The following is a 23,373-nucleotide window of genomic DNA, read 5'->3' on the forward strand; positions in this document are numbered from 1 at the left end:
GATCAATGGGCGTGCTCGGCGGAGCCTTTGCCCAGCTCCGACTTGAGGATGAAACTGCCGGCGGTGGCCACTTGTGTGCCGGCCGCCAGGCCCTTGACGATTTCCACGTGGCCACCATCGCGGCGGCCAAGTGTCACCGGCGTCAGTTGAAAACCTTCAACGTTGCGCACGAAGACCGAGGGCTTGTCCTCGACCGACTGGATCGCCGATTCGGGAAGACTCACCGCAACACTGGACTGCTCGGCGGCGACTTCCACCGAAACGAACAGGCCGGGACGCCACGCGCCCTGCGGGTTGGCCAGCGTCACGCGCACGGCCGCAGCGCGGGTCTGCTCGCCCAGCAGGCTGCCGACGTAGCCGACTCGTCCTTCGACCCGGGCATTCAGGTCGGGCGCACTGACGATGACCGGACGACCGACCACCACCTTGTCCAGATCCCTGGGCGCTACGCCGAAGGTGGCCCAGACACGCGACAGGTCGGACAGCGTGAAGGCGTTGCTCGCCTCGCTGACCATCTCGCCGATGCCCAGGTGCTTTTCCACGACCACGGCATCAAACGGTGCGATCAGCTCGTAGCGGTTGCCCGCTGAAGGGTGGGTGCTGGCACCGATGGCGCTGATCTTCTGCCGCGCGTTGGCGAGGTTGATGTCGGCTTCCTGAAAGTCCTGACGCGCCTGCAAGTAATCCTGCTCGGCCGAGATTTTGTCTTCCCAGAGTTTCTTTTCGCGTTGCAAGGTCAGGCGCGCCAGTTCCTGACGTCGTTGTGCAGCGTTCAATTCGCTGCGCTGATCGGAAATCTGCTGGCTGGCAATCACCGCCAGCACCTGGCCCTTTTTCACCGACTGACCCAGATCGACCTTCACCGCTTCGACCACGCCGCTGACCCGCGGCACGACATGCGCAGTGCGGTCTTCATCGAAGCGGATTTCACCGGGGAAGGTCACGGTCGTGCTCATCTGCCGGGGTTCTGCGCTGGCCAGCTCGATGCCTGCCGCCTTGATCTGCTCGGCAGTCAGCTCGATGTGTCCCTCTTCCTCTTCGTGAGAAGCTTCCGAGGCTGCGGCGTCCGGTTTTTTCGCCTCGTCGGCGTGGCCTGGCTCTTCAGCATGGCCCTGCCCGGATTCATGCGCGTGCTCATCGGCTGACGGTTCTGGTCCGGCTGCGAACGGCAGTATCTGCGGGTTCAGGGTCAGACTGCCCAGACCAATGATGACCACCACCGCCAGCGCGATGGCAATGCTTCGTTTGTTGTTCATGAAGGCTCCCGGCGATCAGGTGCATGCAGCACTTTTGGATACGCTCGATACAGGCGGAAAAGGAAAGTCAGGGGTTGAGGCTGAAGCGGTTGAGATCACCGTGGATACGCTCGATGGCGACTCTGGCCTCGGTGGCGGTGGCCAGCGATTCGAGGTACTGGCTGCGCGCCGAGATCAGCGTCCGTTGCGCGTCCAGCACTTCGAGAAAGCCGAACTTGCCCATCTCGAAACCGCGCGTTGCCGTGTCGACGGCGCGTTGCGCGGCGGGCAGGATCACGCGGTCGAAGGACTCGACTTCCTGCGCGGCTGTGTTCCATTGATCGAGGGCGGACTGCGTCTGAGTGCGCAGCTTCAGTTCGACGGCGTTGCGCAGGTCGCGCGACTGGTCGGCACGGCGTGATGCCGCGAGCACGTTGCCTTGATTGCGGTCGAACAGCGGCAGTGGCATCGACAAGCCCACGACGTTGACCCGCTCGCGCTCTTCGCGGCTGTACTGGCTGCCGACGCTGACGGTCAGGTCCGGGATGCGCTTGGCGCGCTCCGACCCCAGCGCCGCTTCGCGCTGCTCGATCTGGGTCTGCGCCAGGCGCAGCTCGGCGGACTGATTGAGGGCGGTCAGTAGCTTTGCGCTCGGTGGCAGCTTGCCTGGCGACAGGTCGTTGTAGTCCAGACGTTCGAAAGAGGCGACCGGCGAACCGGTGGTGCGCGCCAGCTCGCGGTTGCTGTTGATTTTCAGGGTCTCGGCGCGGCGGACCAGCAGGTCGGTTTCGGCCAGTTGCACTTGGGCGCGTGTGGCTTCCACCGGCGATACCTTGCCCGCCCGGACTCGCCCTTCGGCAACCTCAAGACCGCGCTCGGCCAGTGTTCTGGATTGGCGCGCCAGCTCCAGGCCAGCCTGTGCCCGCGCGGCTGCGTAAAACGCCTGAACCACTTCGGCACGCAGCTCGTTGCCGCGCCGCTCCAGCTCCAGACGCGCAGCGTCCTGACCCTTGCTGGCGGCCTCGATCCGCGCCCCGCGCTTGCCGCCCAGTTCCAGTGCCTGGCTGAGCATCACGGTGGTGGTGCTGGTCTCGCGGCGGGTGTCTTCCACTTCCCATGACACTGTCGGGTTGGGGATCAGCCCGGCCTGCTGTCGATCGCCCTCGGCGACGCCGATCTCCCACTGAGCTGCGGCCAGTTCCGGGTTACGGGCGAAGGCGGCTTCCAGTGCCTGAGCCAGGCTGATGCCCTGGGCTGCGGCAATGCCAGGGGCAACAAGCGGTAACAACACCAGGCAAAGTGCGGCGACTCTCATAGCGCACTCCCTGCCAATCGATCTGTACGCTGAGCGCGCACGTTATTCTCCAGTCGCATGACTCACCCCATCGAAAGCAAAAAACAAACAGGCACCAGGGCGCTGAAGTTGGCTGAGGGGACTGTATGCAACCGGAGTTATCAGAGGGATTGCTGCAAAATTACGATTTTGTTATCCAGCGGGATGGGCGTTTCTTTTCAGTACACTGCACGGCATCGTCATCCACCGTTCATCAAACAGGAAGCCTGGTTATGCGAATCCTTGTCGTCGAGGACGAGCCGAAAACTGCCGAATACATGCATCAGGGTCTGACCGAAAGCGGCTATATCGTCGATATCGCGGCAACTGGTCTCGATGGGCTCTATCTCGCGCAGCATCAGGCTTACGATGTGGTGATACTGGACGTGAACCTGCCGGAGATGGACGGCTGGGAGGTGTTGAGCCGCCTGAGGAAGACCGTCAGTACGCGCATCATGATGGTCACTGCACGCGGGCGTCTTGAGGAGAAGGTCAAGGGCCTGGAAATGGGCGCCGATGATTATCTGGTCAAGCCGTTCGAGTTTCCCGAGTTGCTGGCACGGGTCCGCACGCTGATGCGCCGCAGCGAGCAGACCAGCACTTCCAAGGTGTTGCAGGTCGGCGATCTTGAGCTGGATCAGGGGCGCCACAGGGCATTCCGCGGCAGCCAGCGCATCGACCTGACGACCAAGGAATTCGCGCTGTTGCACCTGTTGATGCGGCACAGCGGCGAAGTCATGTCGCGCACCCAGATCATCTCTCTGGTCTGGGACATGAACTTCGATTGCGACACCAATGTGGTGGAGGTGTCGATCCGCCGTCTGCGCGCGAAGATCGACGATCCGTTCGAGACCAAGCTGATTCACACGCTGCGTGGCGTCGGTTACGTACTGGAAGTGCGTGAATGAAGCTGACCCGTCTCTCGACACGTCTCGGATTGACGGTCGCGGCGCTCATCGGGTGCCTGGTGCTGATGATGGAAATGCTTGCATACGCAGCCATTTCCCGTCAGCTCGATATACGTGCCGAAGACGCGTTGAACGAGAAGTTCAGGCAGATCGAACACAGCATGAGCGAGGGTTTTTTGGGGGTCGTCGACATCGTCCAGTACCCCCACACGCTGCGTGACCAGATCGTCGGGCATGACAGCTTCTCGCTGACCATCTTCGACGTGGGCAACCCTCGGCAAGAGTTGATGAGCGTCGGTAGCCAAGAGGGACGAAGTCTGCCGGTTCCTGATACCGATGCGCTGCCGCAAGGCTTTCAGGAACTGAAATCCGAGCAGGGCCACAAGATTCTGCTGGGTTACAGGACCGTACGCCTCAAGACCGGTCAGGACGTGCTGGTCAGGCTGTCCATGGACAGGGAAAGCGACACCGTGCTGCTGCACGCTTACGTGAGATCGACGTGTTTGGCCTTGCCGGTGATTCTGCTGCTGGTCGGCTTTGGCGTCTGGTGGGTGGTGCGTCGCGGGCTCAGGCCGCTGGGGGCGTTCAGGAAAGTCACTGCGCTGATCTCGGCCCGCGACCTGTCTCATCGGATGAAAGTGAAGGGCCTGCCTGACGAGTTGCGCGACCTGGCACATGCGGTCAACTTCATGTTGCACAGGCTGGACGGTGATGTGCAGCAACTGGCGCAGTTCTCGGACGACCTTGCGCATGAGCTGCGCTCGCCGATGAACAACCTGATGGGCAGGGCGCAGGTCACGCTGTCCAGACCGCGCCCGTCGGAGGAGTACAAGCAGGCACTCGAATCCTGCACCGAAGAGCTGGAGCGCATGTCGCGCATGATCAGTCAGATGCTGTTTCTGGCCAGCGTCAGCCAGCCCGCAGCGCCGTTGCCGGTCGAGGTCATCGACCTTCGCCAGGAGGCAGACAAGGTCGCCGAACTGTTTTCCTCCTCGGCGGAGGATCGCGACATCACCTTGCAGGTTCAGGGGCACGCCAGGGCGAGCGGTGACCGGCTGATGATCCAGCGAGCGATTTCCAATCTGCTGTCCAACGCCATTCGTCACGGTCTGTCGGGCAGCGTCATTACCCTCACGCTTGCCACGCATGAGGATGAAGTGTCACTGGCAGTGCGCAATGCGGGGGATGGCATCGATGCCGAGCACTTGCCACGCCTGTTCGATCGTTTCTATCGGGTGCATGTCAGCCGAGCGCGACAGCAGGGCGGGACCGGGCTCGGGCTGGCGATCGTGCGTTCCATCATGAGCTTGCACGAAGGGCAGGTTACGGTGCAGAGCGAGCCAGGCCAATTCACCACGTTCAGTCTGATCTTTCCTAAACTGGTGTAATGCGTCAGGTTGGTGGTCGTTCTTCAAGAACCTTTCGCTGACCCCCGGCTCATAGCTTGTGAGCGGGTATTGCCCGGATGCTTCCGATGAAGCTGAACCCTATAAGGATGGACGTATGACAGTTGCTTTCTGGTGCGTGCTGGTCGCGATCCTGCTGCCGATTATCTGTGCCGGTATCGCCAAGTTCGGCAGCGGCAAATTTGGCAGCGGGCATAACCATGACCCGCGGGCCTTTCTCGACAAGCTGGAAGGGTTCCCGCGCCGCGCGCATGCTGCCCAGATGAACAGCTTTGAAGTGACCCCGGCGTTTGCTGCGGCGGTGATCATTGCGCACGTTGCCGGTAACGCGCAGTTGGTGACGATTGATGTGCTGGCGGTGTTGTTTATCACCAGCCGCCTGCTGTACATCATTTTCTACCTGGCCGATCTGGCCGCACTGCGCTCGCTTGTCTGGCTGGTGGGCATGGGCCTGATCATCGCGCTGTTCGGGGTATCGGCTTTCCCAGCCGTGTCCTGACAGTCTGTTCGCGACGCTGCCGATCGTGGGCAGCGTCGCGACCTGATCAGTCGTCTGACTGGACTTTCTCGAGTTCGGTCTGGGCTTCCTGCAATTCCTTGCGCGAATCGGCGAGCTTGTCCTTGCGCTTGTTGATCTTCTCCGGATCGCCCTTTTCCATGGCCTTGTTCAAGTCGGTCTGACGGCGGCTGACTTCCTGCTTGGCGTCGAGCACTTTCTGCTTGCGCTGTTTGATCAATGACGTTTCGGTGCAGTTGGCATTGACCTCGGCCAGTGCCTTTTCAAGGTCGGACTGTTCCGCCTTGTTACCCTCGGTCTTGGCGTACTGAATCTTGCTGCTGATTTCCTGGCTTTTGATCTGGCATTCGGACTGCACTGGGGAGGGCGCCTGTGCGTCTGCGAACACGGTTGTAGCGAGCAGCGTGCAGCTGGTGAAAAGAATCAGTGGCGATAAAAACTGCATATGAACTCCGTTTGAATACGGACAGAAAAATGAACGTCCGCTACTTAAAACCTGAAATGCTCTGTGCCTGCAATTGCTGGCTCAGTGCCTGTACCTGTGGGTCCTGAAAAAAAGCCCTCAGTCTGGCCGCACGACCAGGACCAATGCCTGGCTCTGCTTGCCATTGCTCAACGCTACGGTCAGCCAGTTCGTGCCAGTTGTCGGGCAGTCTGGCGCCTCCCGTGGGCGGCAGTCCGATGGCCTTGAGCCATGTCTGAAACGGCCGTTCGCGTGCGGTTTGCAGGCTGTCGAGCAGTTTAGCGCTACTGCGTTCAGCGAAGCCGGGAATGTTAACAAGCTCAGCATGATTCAGGGTCATCCAATCGAGTAAGCCCATTATTTGGCCGTTCTCGATAAGCGTGTTCCAGGTCCCCGGACCAACGCCGGGCAACGCCAGGCCTTTCTTGCCGCTGAGCCATGCCAGTCTGGCGCGGAACTGGCTTTCACAGCCTGGTGTGGCTTGCCAGCAGCTCAGTTCATGAAAGTCGTCGGCTCGTGGAATGATCATGTCAGCTCGTTCAGCAGCACGGGACACCACGCCATCGAGTCGTGGAATCGTCAGCCCGGCCAGGCTCACGGCGACCTGATCGCCAGGCCTGATATCCAGTGTTTGCCAGCGCTGCAGCGAGCCCGTGCTGATGCGGCTGACGGTACGATCATCGAGACGTACCGGGGTCAGCTCCAGCACCGGCGTAATCCTGCCACTGCGGCCGATCTTGAAGTTGACCTTGCGCACCTCGGCCAGCGCCTGGGCGTAGGGATGTTTCCAGGCGGCAATCCAGTAAGGCGCACTGGCTTGCCAGCGTTGCGCGGGTGGACGTTGACCCTGGCGCATGATCACGCCATCCGTGGCGAACGGCAGGGGATTGCGATACCAATGCTCGCGCCATCGTGCGGCCTGGGCGTAGTTTTGCAGTGGATGCGTATAGGCTGCGCTGTCCTCAAAACCCATGGCTTGCAGGCCTGCGAGACGTTGCGCCATATCGGCCGGCCCGTTCGGCCAGTCCCAGACGAATAGCCCGATGGCGTCGGCCTGCTGCGGGCTGATCGTCTGCCGCGCCAGTAATCCTGCGACCTTGCTGCGCGCGTTGACGCTGCCGGACGCGGCCTGAATGTGGTCGTCCAGCCGCCAGTACAGCTCGCCTTGCAGTACTGGGGATTCAGCCTGGGGCAGTTGTTGAGGAATGGTTTTGATCAGTCGCGCCTGCGAGGTCCAGTCCTGCCCCTTGCGCCCATCACCACGACTGATCGCCTGCACAAGCTGGCCTTGTTCATAGACCAGCGTGACGGCTACGCCATCGACCTTGGGTTGAATCCACAGATCGTTGCGGCCCTTGAGCCAGTCCTTGACGCTGCCTTCGTCGGCCAGCTTGTTGACGCCCGTGTGCGGAACGGGATGAGGCAACGGGCCAGCTGCTGTCTTTAGCGGATTGGACTCTGGGGTGGAAACGGCAAAGCACGAGCGCCACAGGCTCAGCTTCTGCCGCGCCTGATCGTAGAGCTCATCCGGGATTTGCGAAATGCCCTGCCGGTGGTAGCTGTCATCCCACGCGGCAATCTGCTGTTGCAACGCAGTGATTTCGCTGCGCGCCTTGGCGGCAGACCAGTCAGGGCATTGGCTGGCATGGCCGAGGCCGGGCAGAAGAAACACAAGAGCACACGTCATCAGGCGAAAGGTTGGCAGCATCGAAGCATCCTTGCTTTAGGAATGGGCCCGATGAGGCTAGTCGTTGTCGCGTGGTGATGGGGTAGGGCTTGGTTACCGGGTTTTGCGATGGGGCAGAGCGGCATGTCCACGCAGAGTGCTCAGTGGCTGCACTGGCCTCTTCGTGAGCAAGCTCACTCCCACAGGAGTTTGGTACGCATTGCTCTTGCCGAAGGGCATGTCCACGCAGGGTGCTCAGTGACTGCGCCGGCCTTTTCGTGAGCAAGACTTGTGTATAGCGATGAGCGCGGAGCCTGGGCACGATAGTGTTCTCCCGCCTGGCTCTCATTCCTCACGCTCCAGCGTGGTAATGCCTTGCGTGACGCTCTGCGTCACAAGTCTGCGGCGCGCCGCATTTTCTTGATCGGACTCGGACCGTCCATATCTCCAGACGAAAAAAAGCCCCGAAACGACCAGGTCGTCCGGGGCTTTTTTCTGGGTTTTTACAGGCCGGCAGCTGCGCGCAGGGCGTCGGCGCGGTCGGTTTTTTCCCAGGTGAAGGCGGTGAAGGTGTCATCGCCAACGGTCATTTCGACCGGGGTACGACCGAAGTGGCCGTAGGCTGCAGTGGCCTGGTACATCGGGTGCAGCAGGTCGAGCATGGTGGTGATTGCGTAAGGACGCAGGTCGAAGTTGTCGCGGACCAGCTTGATGATCTTGTCATCGGACAGCTTGCCGGTGCCGAACGTGTTCAGCGAGATCGAGGTCGGTTGAGCGACGCCGATGGCGTAGGACACCTGGATTTCGCAACGCTCGGCCAGGCCGGCAGCGACGATGTTCTTGGCGACGTAACGACCGGCGTAGGCGGCCGAACGGTCAACCTTCGATGGGTCCTTGCCGGAGAATGCACCGCCACCGTGACGGGCCATGCCGCCGTAGGTGTCGACGATGATCTTGCGGCCGGTCAGACCGCAGTCGCCTACCGGGCCACCGATGATGAAGTTGCCGGTCGGGTTGATGTGGAACTGGGTGTCCTTGTGCAGCAGGTGCGCAGGGATGACGTGCTTGACGATCAGCTCCATCACGCCTTCGCGCAGGTCCTTGTACGACACATCCGGGTTGTGCTGGGTCGACAGGACGATGGCGTCGACGCCGACCACCTTGCCGTTTTCGTAACGGCAGGTAACCTGGGATTTGGCATCCGGGCGCAGCCACGGTAGCAGGCCGGATTTACGCGCTTCGGCCTGACGCTGCACCAGCTGGTGGGAGAAGGTGATCGGTGCTGGCATCAGCACGTCGGTCTCGTTACTGGCATAGCCGAACATCAGGCCCTGGTCGCCAGCGCCCTGATCTTCAGGTTTGCTGCGGTCAACGCCCTGGGCGATGTCTACCGACTGCTTGCCGATGATGTTCATCACGCCGCAGGTGGCGCCGTCGAAACCGACGTCGGAGCTGTTGTAGCCGATGTCGAGGATGACGTTACGCACGATGTCTTCCAGATCGACCCAAGCCGAAGTCGATACTTCGCCAGCGATGATCGCCACACCGGTCTTGACCAGTGTTTCGCACGCTACACGTGCGTATTTGTCTTCAGCGATGATGGCGTCCAGAACCGCGTCGGAAATCTGGTCGGCGATCTTGTCCGGATGCCCTTCGGACACGGACTCGGAGGTGAAAAGTGAGTATTCGCTCATCTCTACGGGTTTCCTTCATTTTACCGATGGTGAGTGTCGCCAGCCGGTCGCTGAAAATGGCGAACCTGGATCTGGAAACCATTACGTAAGCCTACATAGAGGCTTTCCCCGGGAACTAGCCCCGCAGCGATGGCCCAACGGGCCAGGTCTTCCTGCTCGAAACCTAACCAGAGATCGCCACAGGCCTCCCTGGCCCAACTCTGGTCATGACTACACAATTCTGTTACCAGCAGGCTACCGCCGGGTTTTACATGTTCGGCCAGTTGCCTCAAGGCTTCGGCCGGTACCGCGAAATGATGCAGCACCATGTTGAGGACGACGCAATCGGCGCTGACTTTAGCGTCGGTCAGTGCATCGGCCAGCCTCAGCTCAACGTTAGCCAGTGCCTTGCGCTCGCAGACGCCACGCGCCAGATCGAGCATGACCGGGCTGTTGTCCATCGCAATGACCTGAGCGAAGCGTCGCGCCAGCTCAGGGAGGAAGCCGCCGTCACCGGGGCCTACTTCCAGAGCGGTTGCCTGGGCGCCGAAGCTCAGTTTGTCGAGCAAGATCAGCAGGCTTTCGCTGTACTGCGCCAAACCGGCGATCAGGTCCTGCTGGGCACGAAACTTTTCTGCGGTACGGGCGAAAAAATCCTGGCTGGCTGATGCCCGTTGCCGATGCACCAGGCCGATACGGCTCTGTACGTCGTCTGGCAAGTCCAGCGTATCCACCTCATCGAGCAGCGCCGCATGCAGCCTGCCACCCGGCAACTCGGTATGGGGCAGGGCGCGCCGGTAGAAAATCGCGTTGCCTTCACGCCGTGTCGCTACCAGATCGGCCTGCGCCAGCACCTTGAGGTGATGACTCATGCCGGACTGGCCGATGGCGAAAATCTGCGCCAGTTCCAGCACGCCGAACGAGTCGTTGGTCAGCACACGCAGCACGTTCAGCCGCAAGGGATCGCCGCCGGCCTTGCACAATGCAGAGAGGTCGTCGCATGCATCATGGCGAATGGCAGGTACACGCAGGTTCATAGCTGCGCAGTCTAGAGAGCGATTCGGAGTGTCGCAAGGGCAATATCAAAAAGTTTTGATATTGCTGGGTGGGTGGCGCCGGTCAGCCGTTGTGAACTTGTCGAGCAGGCGGGTGATCCAGTCTTTGCGTACCAAATAATGTCCGCAACCCCGGAAAAAAGCCTATGGTCGTCTATCTGTGATTGCCCCCGGCCTGTCCGTGAGGGAAAATAGCCTTCTTTTTCTCAATCCTATTTCTTAATTCCCAGGAGATCAGCGATGCCAAGCCGTCGTGAGCGTGCCAACGCTATTCGTGCCCTCAGCATGGATGCCGTGCAAAAAGCCAACAGCGGCCATCCGGGTGCCCCCATGGGCATGGCGGATATCGCCGAGGTTCTTTGGCGCGATTATATGAAACACAACCCGGCAAACCCTTCGTTCGCCGACCGTGACCGTTTCATTATGTCCAACGGCCACGGCTCGATGCTGGTCTATTCGCTGCTGCACCTGACCGGCTACGACCTGTCCATCGACGACCTGAAAAACTTTCGTCAATTGCACAGCCGTACTCCCGGCCACCCGGAATACGGTTACACGCCTGGCGTCGAGACCACCACCGGTCCGCTGGGTCAGGGCTTTGCCAACGCCGTCGGTTTCGCTGCTGCCGAGAAAACGCTTGCCGCGCAGTTCAACCGTCCAGGCCACTCCATCGTCGATCACCATACCTACGTGTTCATGGGCGATGGCTGCATGATGGAAGGTATTTCCCACGAAGCGGCCTCGCTGGCCGGTACGTTGCAACTGAACAAGCTGATCGCGTTCTACGACGACAACGGCATCTCCATCGATGGTGAAGTGGAAGGCTGGTTCACCGACGATACGCCGAAGCGTTTCGAGTCCTACGGCTGGTTGGTGATCCGCAATGTCGACGGTCATGACCCTGAAGAAATCAAGACGGCCATCGAAACCGCTCGCAAGAGCGATCAGCCAACGCTGATCTGCTGCAAGACCACCATCGGTTTCGGTTCGCCGAACAAGCAGGGCAAGGAAGAGTCCCACGGTGCGCCGCTGGGTGCTGACGAAATCGCCCTGACCCGTGCTGCACTGAAGTGGAACCACGGTCCTTTCGAAATCCCGGCTGACATCTATGCCGAGTGGAACGGGAAGGAAAAAGGCCTGGCTGCCGAAGCCGAGTGGGATCAGCGTTTTGCTGATTATTCCGCCGCCTTCCCGGAGCTGGCCAACGATTTCATTCGTCGTATGAGTGGGCAATTGCCTGCCGATTTCGCTGAAAAATCAGCGGCTTATGTCGCCGAAGTCAACGCCAAGGGCGAAACCATCGCCAGCCGCAAGGCCAGCCAGAACGCGCTGGGAGCACTGGGCCCGTTGCTGCCTGAAATTCTGGGTGGTTCGGCTGACCTTGCCGGGTCCAACCTGACCATCTGGAAAGGCTGCAAGAGCATCACCGGCGAAGACCCTAACGGCAACTACCTGCATTACGGTGTTCGCGAGTTCGGCATGGGCGCCATGATGAACGGCATCGCCCTGCACGGCGGCTTCGTGCCTTACGGCGCAACCTTCCTGATCTTCATGGAATATGCTCGCAACGCTGTGCGTATGGCCTCGTTGATGAAGAAGCGCGTGATCTACGTATTCACCCACGATTCCATCGGTCTGGGCGAAGACGGCCCGACTCACCAGCCGATCGAGCAGCTGACCAGCCTGCGTACCACACCGAACCTGGACACCTGGCGTCCTGCGGATGCGGTGGAATCGGCCGTGGCCTGGAAGCACGCTATCGAGCGTGACGATGGCCCGTCGGCACTGATCTTCTCCCGTCAGAACCTGACTCACCAGGCGCGTGACGAGAAGCAACTGTCGTACATCGCGCGTGGCGGCTACGTGCTGCGTGATTGCGCGGCCGAGCCTGAGCTGATCCTGATCGCAACCGGTTCGGAAGTCGGTCTGGCTGTGCAGGCTTACGACAAGCTGACCGAGCAGGGTCGCAACGTGCGCGTGGTGTCCATGCCATGCACCAGCATTTTCGAAGCTCAGGATGCTGCGTACAAGCAGGCAGTGCTGCCGTTGCAGGTCAGCGCGCGTATTGCGATCGAAGCGGCTCATGCCGACTACTGGTACAAATACGTCGGCCTGGAAGGGCGTGTGATCGGCATGACCACCTTCGGCGAGTCGGCCCCTGCGCCAGCGCTGTTCGAAGAGTTCGGGTTCACGCTGGAAAACGTCCTGAGCACTGCTGAAGAACTGCTGGAAGACTGATCAGCTATGTGATGTTGATGTTGTGGGAGCGGACCGGGCGACGCTTCGCTCCCACATGATTGTTATTCCCTGGCGAAAATTTCATGCCCCAGCCCCGCCCCTACAAAGTTGCTCTGAACGGTTACGGCCGTATTGGTCGTTGTGTCGTTCGCGCGCTGTGCGAGCGAGGGGCCAAGGCCGGGTTTGAAGTGGTTGCCATCAACGATCTGGCCGACATGGCCAGTCTTGAATACCTCACGCGCTTTGACTCCACACACGGCCGGTTCCCCGGCGAAGTGCGGGTCGAAGGGCAATACCTGCACATCAATGACCACCGGATCAAGGTGCTGCGCAGTGCGACGCCGGAAGGCATAGACTGGGCCGGTCTGGAAGTCGATCTGGTGCTTGAGTGCTCCGGCGTCTACAACACTCGCGAAGACGGCCAGCGTTTTCTGGAGGCCGGTGCGCCGCGGGTGCTGTTTTCCCAGCCGATGGCCAGTGAACGTGATGTCGATGCCACCGTGGTGTTCGGCATCAACCAGCACAAGCTGACTGGCCGCGAGCTGCTGGTCTCGGCCGCCTCGTGTACCACCAACTGCAGTGTGCCGCTGCTGCGCTTGCTGGACCAGGCCATCGGCCTGGAATACATGACCATCACCACCATCCACTCGGCGATGAACGATCAACCGGTGATCGACGCTTATCATCACGAGGATCTGCGCCGTACCCGCTCGGCCTTCCAGTCGATCATTCCGGTATCCACCGGTCTGGCGCGCGGAATCGAACGGCTGCTTCCGGAACTTGCCGGCCGAATTCAGGCCAAAGCTGTTCGCGTGCCGACGGTGAATGTGTCCTGTCTGGACATTACCTTGCAGATGTCGCGAGACACCGATGCCGTGGAGATCAACCGTATCCTGCGCGAGGCCGCCACCAGCGGCCCGCTCAAGGGGCTGCTGGCCTACACTGAACTGCCGCACGCCAGTTGCGATTTCAACCATGACCCGCATTCGGCCATTGTCGATGCGAGTCAGACCCGCGTTTCCGGACCACGGCTGGTCAATCTGCTGGCCTGGTTCGACAACGAGTGGGGCTTTGCCAATCGAATGCTCGACGTCGCCGATCACTTTCTGCGCGTCGCTGACCAATAACAGTAAAAAAACAGGAATGCTCATGACCGTCTTGAAGATGACCGACCTCGATCTGCAAGGTAAACGTGTACTGATCCGCGAAGACCTCAACGTCCCGGTAAAGGACGGCGTGGTCAGCAGTGATGCACGTATCCTCGCTTCGCTGCCGACCATCAGGCTGGCGTTGGAAAAGGGCGCGGCCGTCATGGTCTGCTCGCACCTTGGCCGCCCGACAGAGGGTGAGTTTTCTGCCGAGAACAGCCTCAAGCCGGTTGCCGACTACCTGAGCAAGGCGCTGGGTCGTGACGTTCCTCTGGTTGCCGATTACCTGGACGGGGTCGACGTGAAGGCCGGTGATGTCGTCCTGTTCGAGAACGTTCGCTTCAACAAGGGCGAGAAAAAGAACACTGACGAGCTGGCGCAGCAATACGCAGCGCTGTGCGACGTGTTCGTGATGGATGCCTTCGGCACCGCGCACCGTGCCGAGGGTTCCACTCACGGCGTGGCCAAATTCGCCAAAGTGGCCGCCGCAGGACCGCTGCTGGCCGCCGAACTCGAAGCACTGGGCAAGGCCCTGGGCGCTCCGGCTCAGCCGATGACCGCCATCGTTGCCGGCTCCAAGGTCTCCACCAAGCTGGACGTGCTCAACAGCCTGAGCGGCATCTGCAATCAGTTGATCGTCGGCGGCGGCATAGCCAACACCTTCCTGGCTGCGGCCGGTCACAAGGTCGGTAAATCGCTGTACGAACCTGATCTGCTCGACACCGCACGCGCCATCGCCGCCAAAGTCAGCGTGCCGTTGCCGACTGACGTGGTGGTTGCCAAAGAATTCGCCGAAAGCGCTGCCGCTACCGTCAAACTGATCGGTGAGGTCGCCGATGACGACATGATTCTCGATATTGGCCCGCAGACTGCTGCGCATTTCGCCGAATTACTGAAATCTTCCGGGACTATCCTGTGGAACGGTCCGGTCGGCGTGTTTGAGTTCGATCAGTTCGGTGAAGGCACTAAAACGCTGGCCAAGGCCATCGCTGAAAGCCAAGCGTTCTCCATCGCGGGCGGCGGCGACACGCTGGCAGCCATCGACAAGTATGGTGTTGCGCAAAAGATTTCCTACATTTCGACCGGTGGCGGTGCGTTCCTCGAGTTCGTGGAGGGCAAGGTTCTGCCAGCGGTGGAAGTGCTCGAACAACGCGCCAAGGCTTGAGTGAAAGCTTTGGACAAGGAGTGGTCAATGGTCAGGGCGTTACCGTGGTTTCTCATCGCAGGTTTACTGGCCGGTTGCGCGGGCAAGCCTGCGGCTGAAGAGGTGGAGAGCGACTCCCCGACTCAACCGCTCCAGCTAAGCTGCTATCAGGCGGGCTGGCAGGCAGAAACGGTGCCGGTGGTCTACAAACGTGGCGGTCCGGAGGTTTGGGATCGTTATGAATTCATACCGCGGACCGGCAATGTAGGCTGTCTGTGAGCCAGGTCTGAAACCCGTTGGCAACATTGACGGGCTTCAGCGGTCTTTAAAGGGTGGATATTTTTCCGCGAAAGGAGTTTCGCCATGAAGATCGCTGCCCTGGCTCTGATGAGCTGCATTGTACTGGCTGGTTGTACCGGTTCTGGCTCGCGTGCCAAGACCTGTCAGATATTCAGCCCGGCTGCCGTGAATGTGCCGACGACTGAAAACAGTCAACGGGTCGAGGCACATGTCACCGGTGAGCCGGCCGATGACCGAAATCAGGAACAGAACTGCCCCTGACAGTTGAAACGACCGGCACGTGCCGCGTTTCGCAGGGCAGCCAGGAGACGTAATGAAAGGCGTGATTGCCCTTGGGGTTTTGGCAGTGCTTGGCGGTTGTTCGAGCATGAGTTCACCGCAGCAGAATGACCCCTGGAATCGCTGGGTATGCGACAGCAATGCAGAGGTCAATTGGCGCTACATCGACTCGGCCAAGAAGGAAGTCGATGTGCGTCTGAATCAGAGCGATCAGGTGTTCAGGCTCAAGGCCGAACCCGGCGCTGCCAGCGGTACGCTGTACAGCAACAATGTGTTGGCATTCGTCAACAAGGGTAGCGAGGGCCTGATCTACTGGGACGCTACCAACGATCTGATCGGTCGCGGCTGCAAGGCCAGATAAGTCGGATCTCGGGCACACACGCACGGCCTCGCGGCTGAGCTTATAACTTGAATGGCAGCCGCCACTACGGCAGGCTTGCTCGACTAACGACCCTACCGGGAGAGAAACAGACAATGGCACTTATCAGCATGCGCCAGATGTTGGACCACGCAGCCGAATTCGGCTACGGCGTTCCAGCTTTCAACGTAAACAACCTGGAACAGATGCGCGCCATTATGGAAGCGGCCGACAAGACCGACTCCCCGGTGATCGTTCAGGCTTCTGCCGGTGCCCGCAAATACGCCGGTGCGCCGTTTCTGCGTCACCTGATCCTCGCCGCGATCGAAGAATTTCCGCACATCCCGGTGGTTATGCACCAGGACCACGGCACCAGCCCTGACATCTGCCAGCGCTCGATCCAGCTGGGTTTCAGCTCGGTCATGATGGACGGCTCGCTGCGTGAAGACGGCAAGTCCCCAGCCGATTACGACTACAACGTCGACGTTACCCGTCGCGTGGTGTCTTTCGCTCACGCCTGCGGCGTTTCGGTGGAAGGCGAGCTGGGCGTGCTGGGTTCGCTGGAAACCGGCATGGCCGGTGAAGAAGACGGGGTTGGCGCGGAAGGCGTTCTGGATCACAGTCAGATGCTGACCGACCCGGAAGAGGCCGCTGACTTCGTCAAGCGCACTCAGGTCGATGCTTTGGCCATCGCCATCGGCACCAGCCACGGCGCTTACAAGTTCACCAAGCCGCCTACCGGCGACATCTTGGCGATCGAGCGTATCAAAGAGATCCACAAGCGCATCCCCAACACTCACCTGGTGATGCACGGTTCTTCGTCCGTTCCACAGGAATGGCTGAAGATCATCAACGAGTTCGGCGGCGACATCAAAGAAACCTACGGTGTGCCGGTCGAAGAAATCGTTGAAGGCATCAAGCATGGCGTGCGTAAGGTCAACATCGACACCGACCTGCGTCTGGCCTCGACCGGTGCCATCCGTGAATTCATGGCCAAAAACCCGAGCGAGTTCGACCCGCGCAAATACCTGGCCAAGACTGTTTCGGCCATGCGTGACGTCTGTATCGCCCGTTATGAAGCGTTCGGCACCGCTGGCAACGCCTCGAAGATCAAACCGATCTCCCTGGACGCCATGTTCGAACGCTACGCGCGTGGCGAACTGGATGCCAAGGTCAACTGAGTTGACTGAGCATTGAAAAAACCCGCAGAAATGCGGGTTTTTTTATGTCCGGCCAAAAGCACCTGCCAGGCGAATGAATGCTCCGCGCTCATGGTTAGACACAAGTACTGAAGAGCCTGAACAATCTCGCTTCTGCCCGGCGGGCGTAGGAGCGAACTTGTTCGCGAAAGGGCCGGTATATTCTCCGAAAATGCATTTTCTGAACGACCGTCTTCGCGAACAAGTTCGCTCCCACGGCCTTCGGCCAGAATCAAAAGCGGACTTGTGCGTAACGATGGGTACTCCGAGTGGGCATGCGGTTCCGGAAGCTCTTGAAGCTGAAGAGCCTGAACAATCTCGCTTCTGCCCGACGGGCGTAGGAGCGAACTTGTTCGCGAAAGGGCCGGTACATTCTCCGAAAATGTATTTTCTGAACGACCGTCTTCGCGAACAAGTTCGCTCCCACGGCCTTCGGCCAGAATCAAAAGCGGACTTGTGCGTAACGATGGGGACTCCGCGTGGGCATGCGGTTCCGGAAGCTCTTGAGGCTGAAGAACCTGAACAGTCTCGCTTCTGCCCGGCGGGCGTAGGAGCGAACTTGTTCGCGAAAGGGCCGGTACATTCTCCGAAAATGCATTTTCTGAACGACCGTCTTCGCGAACAAGTTCGCTCCCACGGCCTCCGGCCAGAATCAAAAGCGGACTTGTGCGTAACGATGGGGACTCCGCGTGTGCATGCGGTTCCGGAAGCTCTTGAAGCTGAAGAGCCTGAACAGTCTCGCTTCTGCCCGGCGGGCGTAGGAGCGAACTTGTTCGCGAAAAGGCCGATACATTCTCCGAAAATGCATTTTCTGAACGACCGTCTTCGCGAACAAGTTCGCTCCCACGGCCTTCGGCCAGAATCAAAAGCGGACTTGTGCGTAACGATGGGGACTCCGCGTGGGCATGCGGTTCCGGAAGCTCTTGAAGCTGAAGAGCCTGAACAATCTCGCTTCTGCCCGGCGGGCGTAGGAGCGAACTTGTTCGCGAAAGGGCCGGTACATTCTCCGAAAATGCATTTTCTGAACGACCGTCTTCGCGAACAAGTTCGCTCCCACGGCCTTCGGCCAGAATCAAAAGCGGACTTGTGCGTAACGATGGGTACTCCGCGTGGGCATGCGGTTCCGGAAGCTCTTGAAGCTGAAGAGCCTGAACAATCTCGCTTCTGCCCGGCGGGCGTAGGAGCGAACTTGTTCGCGAAAGGGCCGGTACATTCTCCGAAAATGCATTTTCTGAACGACCGTCTTCGCGAACAAGTTCGCTCCCACGGCCTCCGGCCAGAATCAAAAGCGGACTTGTGCGTAACGATGGGTACTCCGCGTGGGCATGCGGTTCCGGAAGCTCTTGAAGCTGAAGAGCCTGAACAATCTCGCTTCTGCCCGGCGGGCGTAGGAGCGAACTTGTTCGCGAAAGGGCCGGTACATTCTCCGAAAATGCATTTTCTGAACGACCGTCTTCGCGAACAAGTTCGCTCCCACGGCCTTCGGCCAGAATCAAAAGCGGACTTGTGCGTAACGATGGGTACTCCGCGTGGGCATGCCGTTCCGGAAGCTCTTGAAGCGTCTAAACGCTCTTCATCACCCCCGCACACGCCGCCTTGTACGCTTCGTGCTGATACTTGTTCAGGGTGTCGGGCAGGACGAAGGTGTGTTTCTTGTTCTGCGCATTGACGGTCTGCGGTGAGATCAGCACCACGTTGCAATCGGACATCAGTTGAAAGATGGTTTCGATCTTGAAAGTGGTCGGGCCGCCAGCGAATTCGCCTTTCTTGCTGCGCTTCTTGATGACCACATGGCTGATGCCGTTTTCACGCACGAAACCGGCAAGTTGCGTGGAGAAGGCTTTGACGTTGGCGGCCTCGTCATCGTCCTCCAGTGCAAGCTTCTTCGTGGCGAGCGGCAAGTGCTCGATGTCACCATTACGTCGAGTGGCGAGGGCGAAGATGGCTTCGCTGCCTTTGATTTCTACACCGCAAATAATCATGAGAAAACCTGATGAGCTCGTTCATATAAAGAGGCAGGTTATCTCATCGTAGACGTTATTCCTGAGCTATCGACTCCAGATACTCCGAGCGCTCGTCACTCATGCGTGCAACGCAATCGTTTTCACTGATGGTGAAGGCCTTGCTACCTGCTGCAGAAGGAAAGACTTCAACCGCGCAGTCGGCGTCACGCAGCTTCTCCCAGGCTTGCTGAGCGGTCTTGAGCTTGCTGGTAAAGTCGTTGAACTGCGTCTTGTTGGCAACGAACTGCGACTGAACGCGCTTGAGCAGGTTGTCGAAGTTCTCCTTGAGCAACTGTTCGGCAGTGGTGCGGCTGTAGGCCGAGCATTCAAGGGTCTGCTTGTCGTCCTCGACACCGTCGCACGGCGACGCGTCAGGGGTCTGAGCGGCGTGTACGCCAGTCACAGCCGTCGTCATAAGGGCCAGGGTCAGCAAAAACGTTTTCATCGAGTCGCTCCGATCCATTGATAGGCTCGATTCTGTCTCAAGCGCGAGACATTGAACAGGTTTACGACATCGCACGACGACACGCCGTCCCCCTTTGTCGCATCTTGACGCTTTCGGCAAACCCCCTGTCGTTTTTGCACCCGGTTCCCCTGACCCTCCGGCATATGCTGACCCCATTAGCGCCGACAGCCGATTCGGCGCACCGGAATCAAAAAGGGGACAGCCTGATGAGCCCAGCCGAATTACACGCCGACAGCATCGTTATTGACGGGCTGATCATCGCCAAGTGGAACCGCGAGCTGTTTGAAGACATGCGCAAGGGCGGCCTGACCATGGCCAACTGCACCGTGTCGGTCTGGGAGGGCTTTCAGGCGACCATCGACAGCATCTGCACCAGCCAGAAACTGATGCGCGAAAACAGCGACCTGGTCATGCCCGTTCATACCACTGCCGACATCCGCAAGGCCAAGGAACTGGGCAAGACCGGTATCCTGTTCGGCTTCCAGAACGCGCACGCCTATGAAGACCAGATCGGCTACGTCGAGATCTTCAAGAAGCTCGGCGTGGGCATCGTGCAGATGTGCTACAACACCCAGAATCTGGTGGGCACGGGCTGCTACGAGCGCGACGGCGGGCTGTCGGGTTTCGGTCGTGAGATCGTCGCTGAAATGAACCGCGTCGGAGTGATGTGCGACCTGTCCCACGTCGGCTCGAAAACCTCGGAAGAAGTCATTCTCGAATCGAAAAAGCCGGTCTGCTATTCCCACTGCCTGCCGTCCGGCCTCAAGGAACACCCGCGCAACAAGTCCGACGCCGAACTGAAGTTCATCGCCGACCACGGCGGATTTGTCGGCGTGACCATGTTTGCGCCGTTCCTGGCCAAGGGCATCGAGTCGACCATCGACGATTACGCCGAAGCCATCGAATACGTGATGAACATCGTCGGCGAAGACTCCATCGGCATCGGTACTGACTTCACCCAGGGTCACGGCCAGGAATTTTTCGAGTACCTGACACACGACAAAGGTTACGCCCGCCGCCTGACCAACTTCGGCAAGATCATCAACCCGCTGGGCATTCGCACCGTGGGGGAGTTTCCCAATCTGACTGAAACGTTGCTCAAGCGCGGTCACTCCGAACGCGTGGTGCGCAAGATCATGGGCGAGAACTGGGTCAACGTTCTGGCCGACGTCTGGGGCGAGTAACCCGCCCGCCATACCTTATCGAATTGAACCCCCACGGCCGCTTCGAGCGGTGGGTGTAGCCCGAATCATCTGGAGTTTGACCGCCATGGCTAAAATCGCCCCGCAACTGCCCATCGAAGTCGATAGCGAAACCGGCGTCTGGACCTCCGATGCGTTGCCGATGCTCTACGTGCCACGGCACTTTTTCGTCAACAACCATAGGGGCATCGAGGACGTGCTGGGCGCCGATGCCTACGCCGACATCCTCTACAAGGCGGGTTACAAATCCGCCTGGCACTGGTGCGAAAAGGAGGCCGAATGCCATGGCCTGGAAGGCGTTGCGGTGTTCGAGCACTACATGAAGCGTCTGTCGCAGCGCGGCTGGGGCCTGTTCAAGATCCAGGACATCGACATCGAGAAAGGCACTGCCAGTGTGAAGCTGGAACACTCCTGTTTCGTGTACGTCTACGGCAAGGTCGGGCGCAAGGTCGATTACATGTTCACCGGCTGGTTCGCCGGGGCCATGGATCAGATCCTCGCTGCCAGCGGCAGCGCTGTGCGCACGGTTGCCGAGCAGGTTTACGGTGGTTCCGAAGAAGGTCATGACGACGGTCTGTTCGTCGTCAAGCCGCTGTAAATCGAGGATCGGGTTATGGCTTTCGAAGCGATGTTCCAGCCGATCCAGATCGGCAAACTCACCATCCGCAATCGCGTGCTGAGCACCGCGCACGCCGAGGTTTACGCCACCGATGGCGGCATGACCACGGATCGTTACGTGAAGTACTACGAGGAGAAAGCCAAGGGCGGCATCGGTCTGGCCATTTGTGGCGGCTCTTCAAGCGTGGCCATCGACAGCCCGCAAAGCTGGTGGAAGTCGGTCAACCTGGCGACCGACAGAATCATCCCGCACTTCCAGAACCTCGCCGACGCCATGCACAAGCATGGCGCCAAGATCATGATCCAGATTACCCACATGGGCCGTCGCTCACGTTGGGATGGCGATCACTGGCCGACCCTGCTGTCGCCATCGGGCATCCGCGAGCCGGTACACCGGGCAACCTGTAAAACCATCGAGCCGGAAGAAATCTGGCGGGTGATCGGCAACTACGCCAGCGCTGCGGCGCGTGCCAAGGCCGGTGGTCTTGATGGCGTCGAGTTGTCGGCGGTGCATCAGCACATGATCGACCAGTTCTGGAGCCCGCGCGTCAACAAGCGTACCGACGAATGGGGCGGCAGTTTCGAGAACCGCATGCGTTTCGGTCTGGAGGTGATCAAGGCGGTGCGCAAGGAAGTCGGCCCCGACTTCTGTGTGGGGCTGCGCCTCTGCGGCGACGAGTTTCATCCCGATGGCCTCAGCCACGAGGACATGAAACAGATCGCCAGGTATTACGACGACACCGGCATGATCGACTTCATCGGCGTGGTGGGCTCGGGCTGTGACACCCACAACACCCTGGCCAACGTCATTCCCAACATGAGCTATCCACCGGAGCCGTTCCTGCACCTGGCGGCCGGGATCAAGGAAGTGGTCAAGGCCCCGGTGCTGCACGCGCAGAACATCAAGGACCCGAACCAGGCAACCCGAATTCTGGAAGGCGGTTATGTCGACATGGTCGGCATGACCCGTGCGCACATTGCCGATCCGCACCTGATCGCCAAGATCAAGATGGGCCAGATCGATCAGATCAAACAGTGCGTCGGTGCCAACTACTGCATCGATCGCCAGTATCAGGGCCTGGATGTGCTGTGCATCCAGAACGCCGCCACATCCCGCGAATACATGGGCGTGCCGCACATCATCGAGAAATCCGCCGGACCCAGGCGCAAGGTCGTGGTGGTCGGCGCCGGTCCTGCCGGGATGGAAGCTGCGCGCGTCTCTGCAGAACGCGGCCATGACGTGACCCTGTTCGAGAAAAAGGACTTCATCGGCGGGCAGATCACCACCGCATCGAAGGCACCGCAGCGCGACCAGATCGCCGGCATCACGCGCTGGTTCCAGCTGGAGCTGGCGCGCCTGAAAGTCGACCTGCGTCTGGGGACCGCCGCGGATGCGGCAACCATTCTCGACCTGCGCCCGGACATCGTGGTGCTGGCGGTCGGCGGTCATCCGTTTCTGGAGCAGAACGAACACTGGGGGGCCGCTGAAGGTCTGGTGGTCAGCAGTTGGGATGTGCTGGACGGCAAGGTGGCGCCGGGCAAGAACGTGCTGGTCTACGACACGATTTGCGAGTTTACCGGCATGTCGGTGGCCGACTTTCTGGCCGACAAGGGCTGCCAGGTCGAAATCGTCACCGATGACATCAAGCCGGGCGTGGCGATTGGCGGAACCTCGTTCCCGACCTACTACCGCAGCATGTACCCCAAGGAAGTGATCATGACCGGCGACATGATGCTGGAAAAGGTCTATCGCGAGGGCGACAAGCTGGTGGCAGTGCTGGAGAACGAATACACCGGCGGCAAGGAAGAGCGGGTCGTCGATCAGGTGGTGGTGGAAAACGGCGTGCGTCCGGACGAAGCGATCTATTACGCGCTCAAGGAGGGTTCGCGCAACAAGGGCCAGATTGACATCGACGCGCTGTTCGCCATTCAGCCACAGCCATCGTTGAGCCAGCCGGGTGACGGTTACCTGCTGTTTCGTATCGGCGATTGCGTGGCGCAGCGTAATACCCACGCGGCGATCTATGACGGCTTGCGGCTGTGCAAGGATTTTTAAAGGCAGCTGCAAGCTGTGAGCTGCAAGCGGCAAGTAAAAGCGTTTGCCCCGTGCTTTTTTCTTGAAGCTTGTAGCTTGACGCTTGCAGCTCGCACCTGAGGTCAAC

At 59.8% G+C, this 23,373-nt stretch carries 21 protein-coding genes; 13 read left to right on the forward strand and 8 right to left on the reverse strand.

The annotated features are described in order from the left end of the window. Positions 1-2 precede the first annotated feature (2 nt). Positions 3-1,256, reverse strand: coding sequence for an efflux RND transporter periplasmic adaptor subunit (locus JOE29_RS01050; RefSeq protein ID WP_046266707.1), 1,254 nt, complete (start codon positions 1,254-1,256; stop codon positions 3-5). Positions 1,257-1,323: 67 nt separating this feature from the next. Beyond that, a complete protein-coding gene (locus tag JOE29_RS01055) occupies positions 1,324-2,550 on the reverse strand; it encodes a TolC family protein (RefSeq protein ID WP_210078722.1) in 1,227 nt (408 codons plus the stop codon). 251 nt (positions 2,551-2,801) lie between these two features. On the opposite strand from JOE29_RS01055, the gene JOE29_RS01060 reads away from it, so the two are divergent. From JOE29_RS01060 to JOE29_RS01070, 3 genes are all read left to right on the forward strand, one after another. Continuing rightward, complete coding sequence (locus tag JOE29_RS01060) at positions 2,802-3,476, forward strand: heavy metal response regulator transcription factor (protein WP_003420115.1); 675 nt, start codon at positions 2,802-2,804, stop codon at positions 3,474-3,476. Then, positions 3,473-4,864: a heavy metal sensor histidine kinase gene (locus tag JOE29_RS01065; protein WP_210078723.1), complete on the forward strand. Its 1,392-nt coding sequence runs from the start codon at positions 3,473-3,475 to the stop codon at positions 4,862-4,864. Before JOE29_RS01060 ends, JOE29_RS01065 begins: the two co-directional genes overlap by 4 nt. A 115-nt stretch (positions 4,865-4,979) precedes the next feature. Further along, a complete protein-coding gene (locus tag JOE29_RS01070; RefSeq protein WP_210078724.1) occupies positions 4,980-5,381 on the forward strand; it encodes an MAPEG family protein in 402 nt (133 codons plus the stop codon). A gap of 46 nt (positions 5,382-5,427) precedes the next feature. Here JOE29_RS01070 and JOE29_RS01075 read toward each other — a convergent pair whose 3' ends face one another. The 4 genes from JOE29_RS01075 to JOE29_RS01090 form a co-directional block, all read right to left on the reverse strand. Continuing rightward, positions 5,428-5,844, reverse strand: a complete 417-nt coding sequence (locus JOE29_RS01075) for a DUF1090 domain-containing protein (protein WP_003316364.1) — start codon at positions 5,842-5,844, stop codon at positions 5,428-5,430. Positions 5,845-5,884: 40 nt separating this feature from the next. Beyond that, positions 5,885-7,570, reverse strand: coding sequence for an NAD-dependent DNA ligase LigB (gene ligB, locus JOE29_RS01080; RefSeq protein ID WP_210078725.1), 1,686 nt, complete (start codon positions 7,568-7,570; stop codon positions 5,885-5,887). 461 nt (positions 7,571-8,031) lie between these two features. Next, complete coding sequence (gene metK / locus JOE29_RS01085) at positions 8,032-9,222, reverse strand: methionine adenosyltransferase (RefSeq protein WP_002555698.1); 1,191 nt, start codon at positions 9,220-9,222, stop codon at positions 8,032-8,034. A 20-nt stretch (positions 9,223-9,242) separates the two neighbouring features. After that, the gene (locus tag JOE29_RS01090; RefSeq protein ID WP_210078726.1) at positions 9,243-10,238 is read right to left on the reverse strand and encodes a metalloregulator ArsR/SmtB family transcription factor; all 996 of its coding nucleotides are present in this window, start codon (positions 10,236-10,238) and stop codon (positions 9,243-9,245) included. A gap of 258 nt (positions 10,239-10,496) precedes the next feature. On the opposite strand from JOE29_RS01090, the gene tkt reads away from it, so the two are divergent. The 7 genes from tkt (at position 10,497) to fba (ending at position 16,904) form a co-directional block, all read left to right on the forward strand. Beyond that, on the forward strand, positions 10,497-12,494 hold the full coding sequence (gene tkt, locus JOE29_RS01095) for a transketolase (protein ID WP_003393691.1): 1,998 nt from the start codon (positions 10,497-10,499) through the stop codon (positions 12,492-12,494). Positions 12,495-12,577: 83 nt separating this feature from the next. Then, the gene (epd, locus tag JOE29_RS01100) at positions 12,578-13,621 is read left to right on the forward strand and encodes an erythrose-4-phosphate dehydrogenase (protein WP_003411999.1); all 1,044 of its coding nucleotides are present in this window, start codon (positions 12,578-12,580) and stop codon (positions 13,619-13,621) included. A gap of 22 nt (positions 13,622-13,643) precedes the next feature. Continuing rightward, positions 13,644-14,807 (forward strand): phosphoglycerate kinase, encoded by a 1,164-nt coding sequence (locus JOE29_RS01105; protein WP_003316355.1) that lies wholly within the window; start codon positions 13,644-13,646, stop codon positions 14,805-14,807. Positions 14,808-14,834: 27 nt separating this feature from the next. After that, complete coding sequence (locus JOE29_RS01110; protein WP_003393690.1) at positions 14,835-15,065, forward strand: putative lipoprotein; 231 nt, start codon at positions 14,835-14,837, stop codon at positions 15,063-15,065. A gap of 84 nt (positions 15,066-15,149) precedes the next feature. Further along, a complete protein-coding gene (locus JOE29_RS01115) occupies positions 15,150-15,347 on the forward strand; it encodes a hypothetical protein (protein ID WP_003316353.1) in 198 nt (65 codons plus the stop codon). A gap of 52 nt (positions 15,348-15,399) precedes the next feature. Continuing rightward, positions 15,400-15,726, forward strand: a complete 327-nt coding sequence (locus JOE29_RS01120) for an MliC family protein (protein ID WP_003320832.1) — start codon at positions 15,400-15,402, stop codon at positions 15,724-15,726. A gap of 113 nt (positions 15,727-15,839) precedes the next feature. Next, complete coding sequence (fba, locus tag JOE29_RS01125) at positions 15,840-16,904, forward strand: class II fructose-bisphosphate aldolase (RefSeq protein ID WP_003316351.1); 1,065 nt, start codon at positions 15,840-15,842, stop codon at positions 16,902-16,904. A 1,580-nt stretch (positions 16,905-18,484) separates the two neighbouring features. On the opposite strand, the gene JOE29_RS01130 is transcribed toward fba, so the two are convergent. Both JOE29_RS01130 and JOE29_RS01135 read right to left on the reverse strand, forming a co-directional pair. Continuing rightward, positions 18,485-18,904 carry a DUF3010 family protein gene (locus tag JOE29_RS01130; protein WP_032659344.1) on the reverse strand — a complete coding sequence of 140 codons (420 nt, stop codon included), beginning with the start codon at positions 18,902-18,904 and terminating at the stop codon, positions 18,485-18,487. A gap of 55 nt (positions 18,905-18,959) precedes the next feature. After that, positions 18,960-19,370, reverse strand: coding sequence for a lysozyme inhibitor LprI family protein (locus JOE29_RS01135; RefSeq protein ID WP_210078727.1), 411 nt, complete (start codon positions 19,368-19,370; stop codon positions 18,960-18,962). Positions 19,371-19,597: 227 nt separating this feature from the next. Between JOE29_RS01135 and JOE29_RS01140 the strand changes: the two genes are divergently transcribed. From JOE29_RS01140 to dgcA, 3 genes are all read left to right on the forward strand, one after another. Further along, positions 19,598-20,575: a dipeptidase gene (locus JOE29_RS01140; protein ID WP_210078728.1), complete on the forward strand. Its 978-nt coding sequence runs from the start codon at positions 19,598-19,600 to the stop codon at positions 20,573-20,575. Positions 20,576-20,660: 85 nt separating this feature from the next. Next, a complete protein-coding gene (locus JOE29_RS01145) occupies positions 20,661-21,191 on the forward strand; it encodes a DUF5943 domain-containing protein (protein ID WP_046266937.1) in 531 nt (176 codons plus the stop codon). A gap of 15 nt (positions 21,192-21,206) precedes the next feature. Continuing rightward, positions 21,207-23,267, forward strand: a complete 2,061-nt coding sequence (gene dgcA, locus JOE29_RS01150; RefSeq protein ID WP_210078729.1) for a dimethylglycine demethylation protein DgcA — start codon at positions 21,207-21,209, stop codon at positions 23,265-23,267. The last annotated feature ends 106 nt before the right edge of the window (positions 23,268-23,373 follow it).

The sequence above is a fragment of the Pseudomonas sp. PvP009 genome, assembly GCF_017832995.1.
GTDB classification, from domain to species: domain Bacteria; phylum Pseudomonadota; class Gammaproteobacteria; order Pseudomonadales; family Pseudomonadaceae; genus Aquipseudomonas; species Aquipseudomonas syringae.

Coding starts and splice junctions, on each gene's coding strand:
- JOE29_RS01050 (WP_046266707.1), bottom strand. CDS start 1,256: ATGAACAACAAACGAAGCATTGCCATCGCGCTGGCGGTGGTGGTCATC.
- JOE29_RS01055 (WP_210078722.1), bottom strand. CDS start 2,550: ATGAGAGTCGCCGCACTTTGCCTGGTGTTGTTACCGCTTGTTGCCCCT.
- JOE29_RS01060 (WP_003420115.1), top strand. CDS start 2,802: ATGCGAATCCTTGTCGTCGAGGACGAGCCGAAAACTGCCGAATACATG.
- JOE29_RS01065 (WP_210078723.1), top strand. CDS start 3,473: ATGAAGCTGACCCGTCTCTCGACACGTCTCGGATTGACGGTCGCGGCG.
- JOE29_RS01070 (WP_210078724.1), top strand. CDS start 4,980: ATGACAGTTGCTTTCTGGTGCGTGCTGGTCGCGATCCTGCTGCCGATT.
- JOE29_RS01075 (WP_003316364.1), bottom strand. CDS start 5,844: ATGCAGTTTTTATCGCCACTGATTCTTTTCACCAGCTGCACGCTGCTC.
- ligB (WP_210078725.1), bottom strand. CDS start 7,570: ATGCTGCCAACCTTTCGCCTGATGACGTGTGCTCTTGTGTTTCTTCTG.
- metK (WP_002555698.1), bottom strand. CDS start 9,222: ATGAGCGAATACTCACTTTTCACCTCCGAGTCCGTGTCCGAAGGGCAT.
- JOE29_RS01090 (WP_210078726.1), bottom strand. CDS start 10,238: ATGAACCTGCGTGTACCTGCCATTCGCCATGATGCATGCGACGACCTC.
- tkt (WP_003393691.1), top strand. CDS start 10,497: ATGCCAAGCCGTCGTGAGCGTGCCAACGCTATTCGTGCCCTCAGCATG.
- epd (WP_003411999.1), top strand. CDS start 12,578: ATGCCCCAGCCCCGCCCCTACAAAGTTGCTCTGAACGGTTACGGCCGT.
- JOE29_RS01105 (WP_003316355.1), top strand. CDS start 13,644: ATGACCGTCTTGAAGATGACCGACCTCGATCTGCAAGGTAAACGTGTA.
- JOE29_RS01110 (WP_003393690.1), top strand. CDS start 14,835: ATGGTCAGGGCGTTACCGTGGTTTCTCATCGCAGGTTTACTGGCCGGT.
- JOE29_RS01115 (WP_003316353.1), top strand. CDS start 15,150: ATGAAGATCGCTGCCCTGGCTCTGATGAGCTGCATTGTACTGGCTGGT.
- JOE29_RS01120 (WP_003320832.1), top strand. CDS start 15,400: ATGAAAGGCGTGATTGCCCTTGGGGTTTTGGCAGTGCTTGGCGGTTGT.
- fba (WP_003316351.1), top strand. CDS start 15,840: ATGGCACTTATCAGCATGCGCCAGATGTTGGACCACGCAGCCGAATTC.
- JOE29_RS01130 (WP_032659344.1), bottom strand. CDS start 18,904: ATGATTATTTGCGGTGTAGAAATCAAAGGCAGCGAAGCCATCTTCGCC.
- JOE29_RS01135 (WP_210078727.1), bottom strand. CDS start 19,370: ATGAAAACGTTTTTGCTGACCCTGGCCCTTATGACGACGGCTGTGACT.
- JOE29_RS01140 (WP_210078728.1), top strand. CDS start 19,598: ATGAGCCCAGCCGAATTACACGCCGACAGCATCGTTATTGACGGGCTG.
- JOE29_RS01145 (WP_046266937.1), top strand. CDS start 20,661: ATGGCTAAAATCGCCCCGCAACTGCCCATCGAAGTCGATAGCGAAACC.
- dgcA (WP_210078729.1), top strand. CDS start 21,207: ATGGCTTTCGAAGCGATGTTCCAGCCGATCCAGATCGGCAAACTCACC.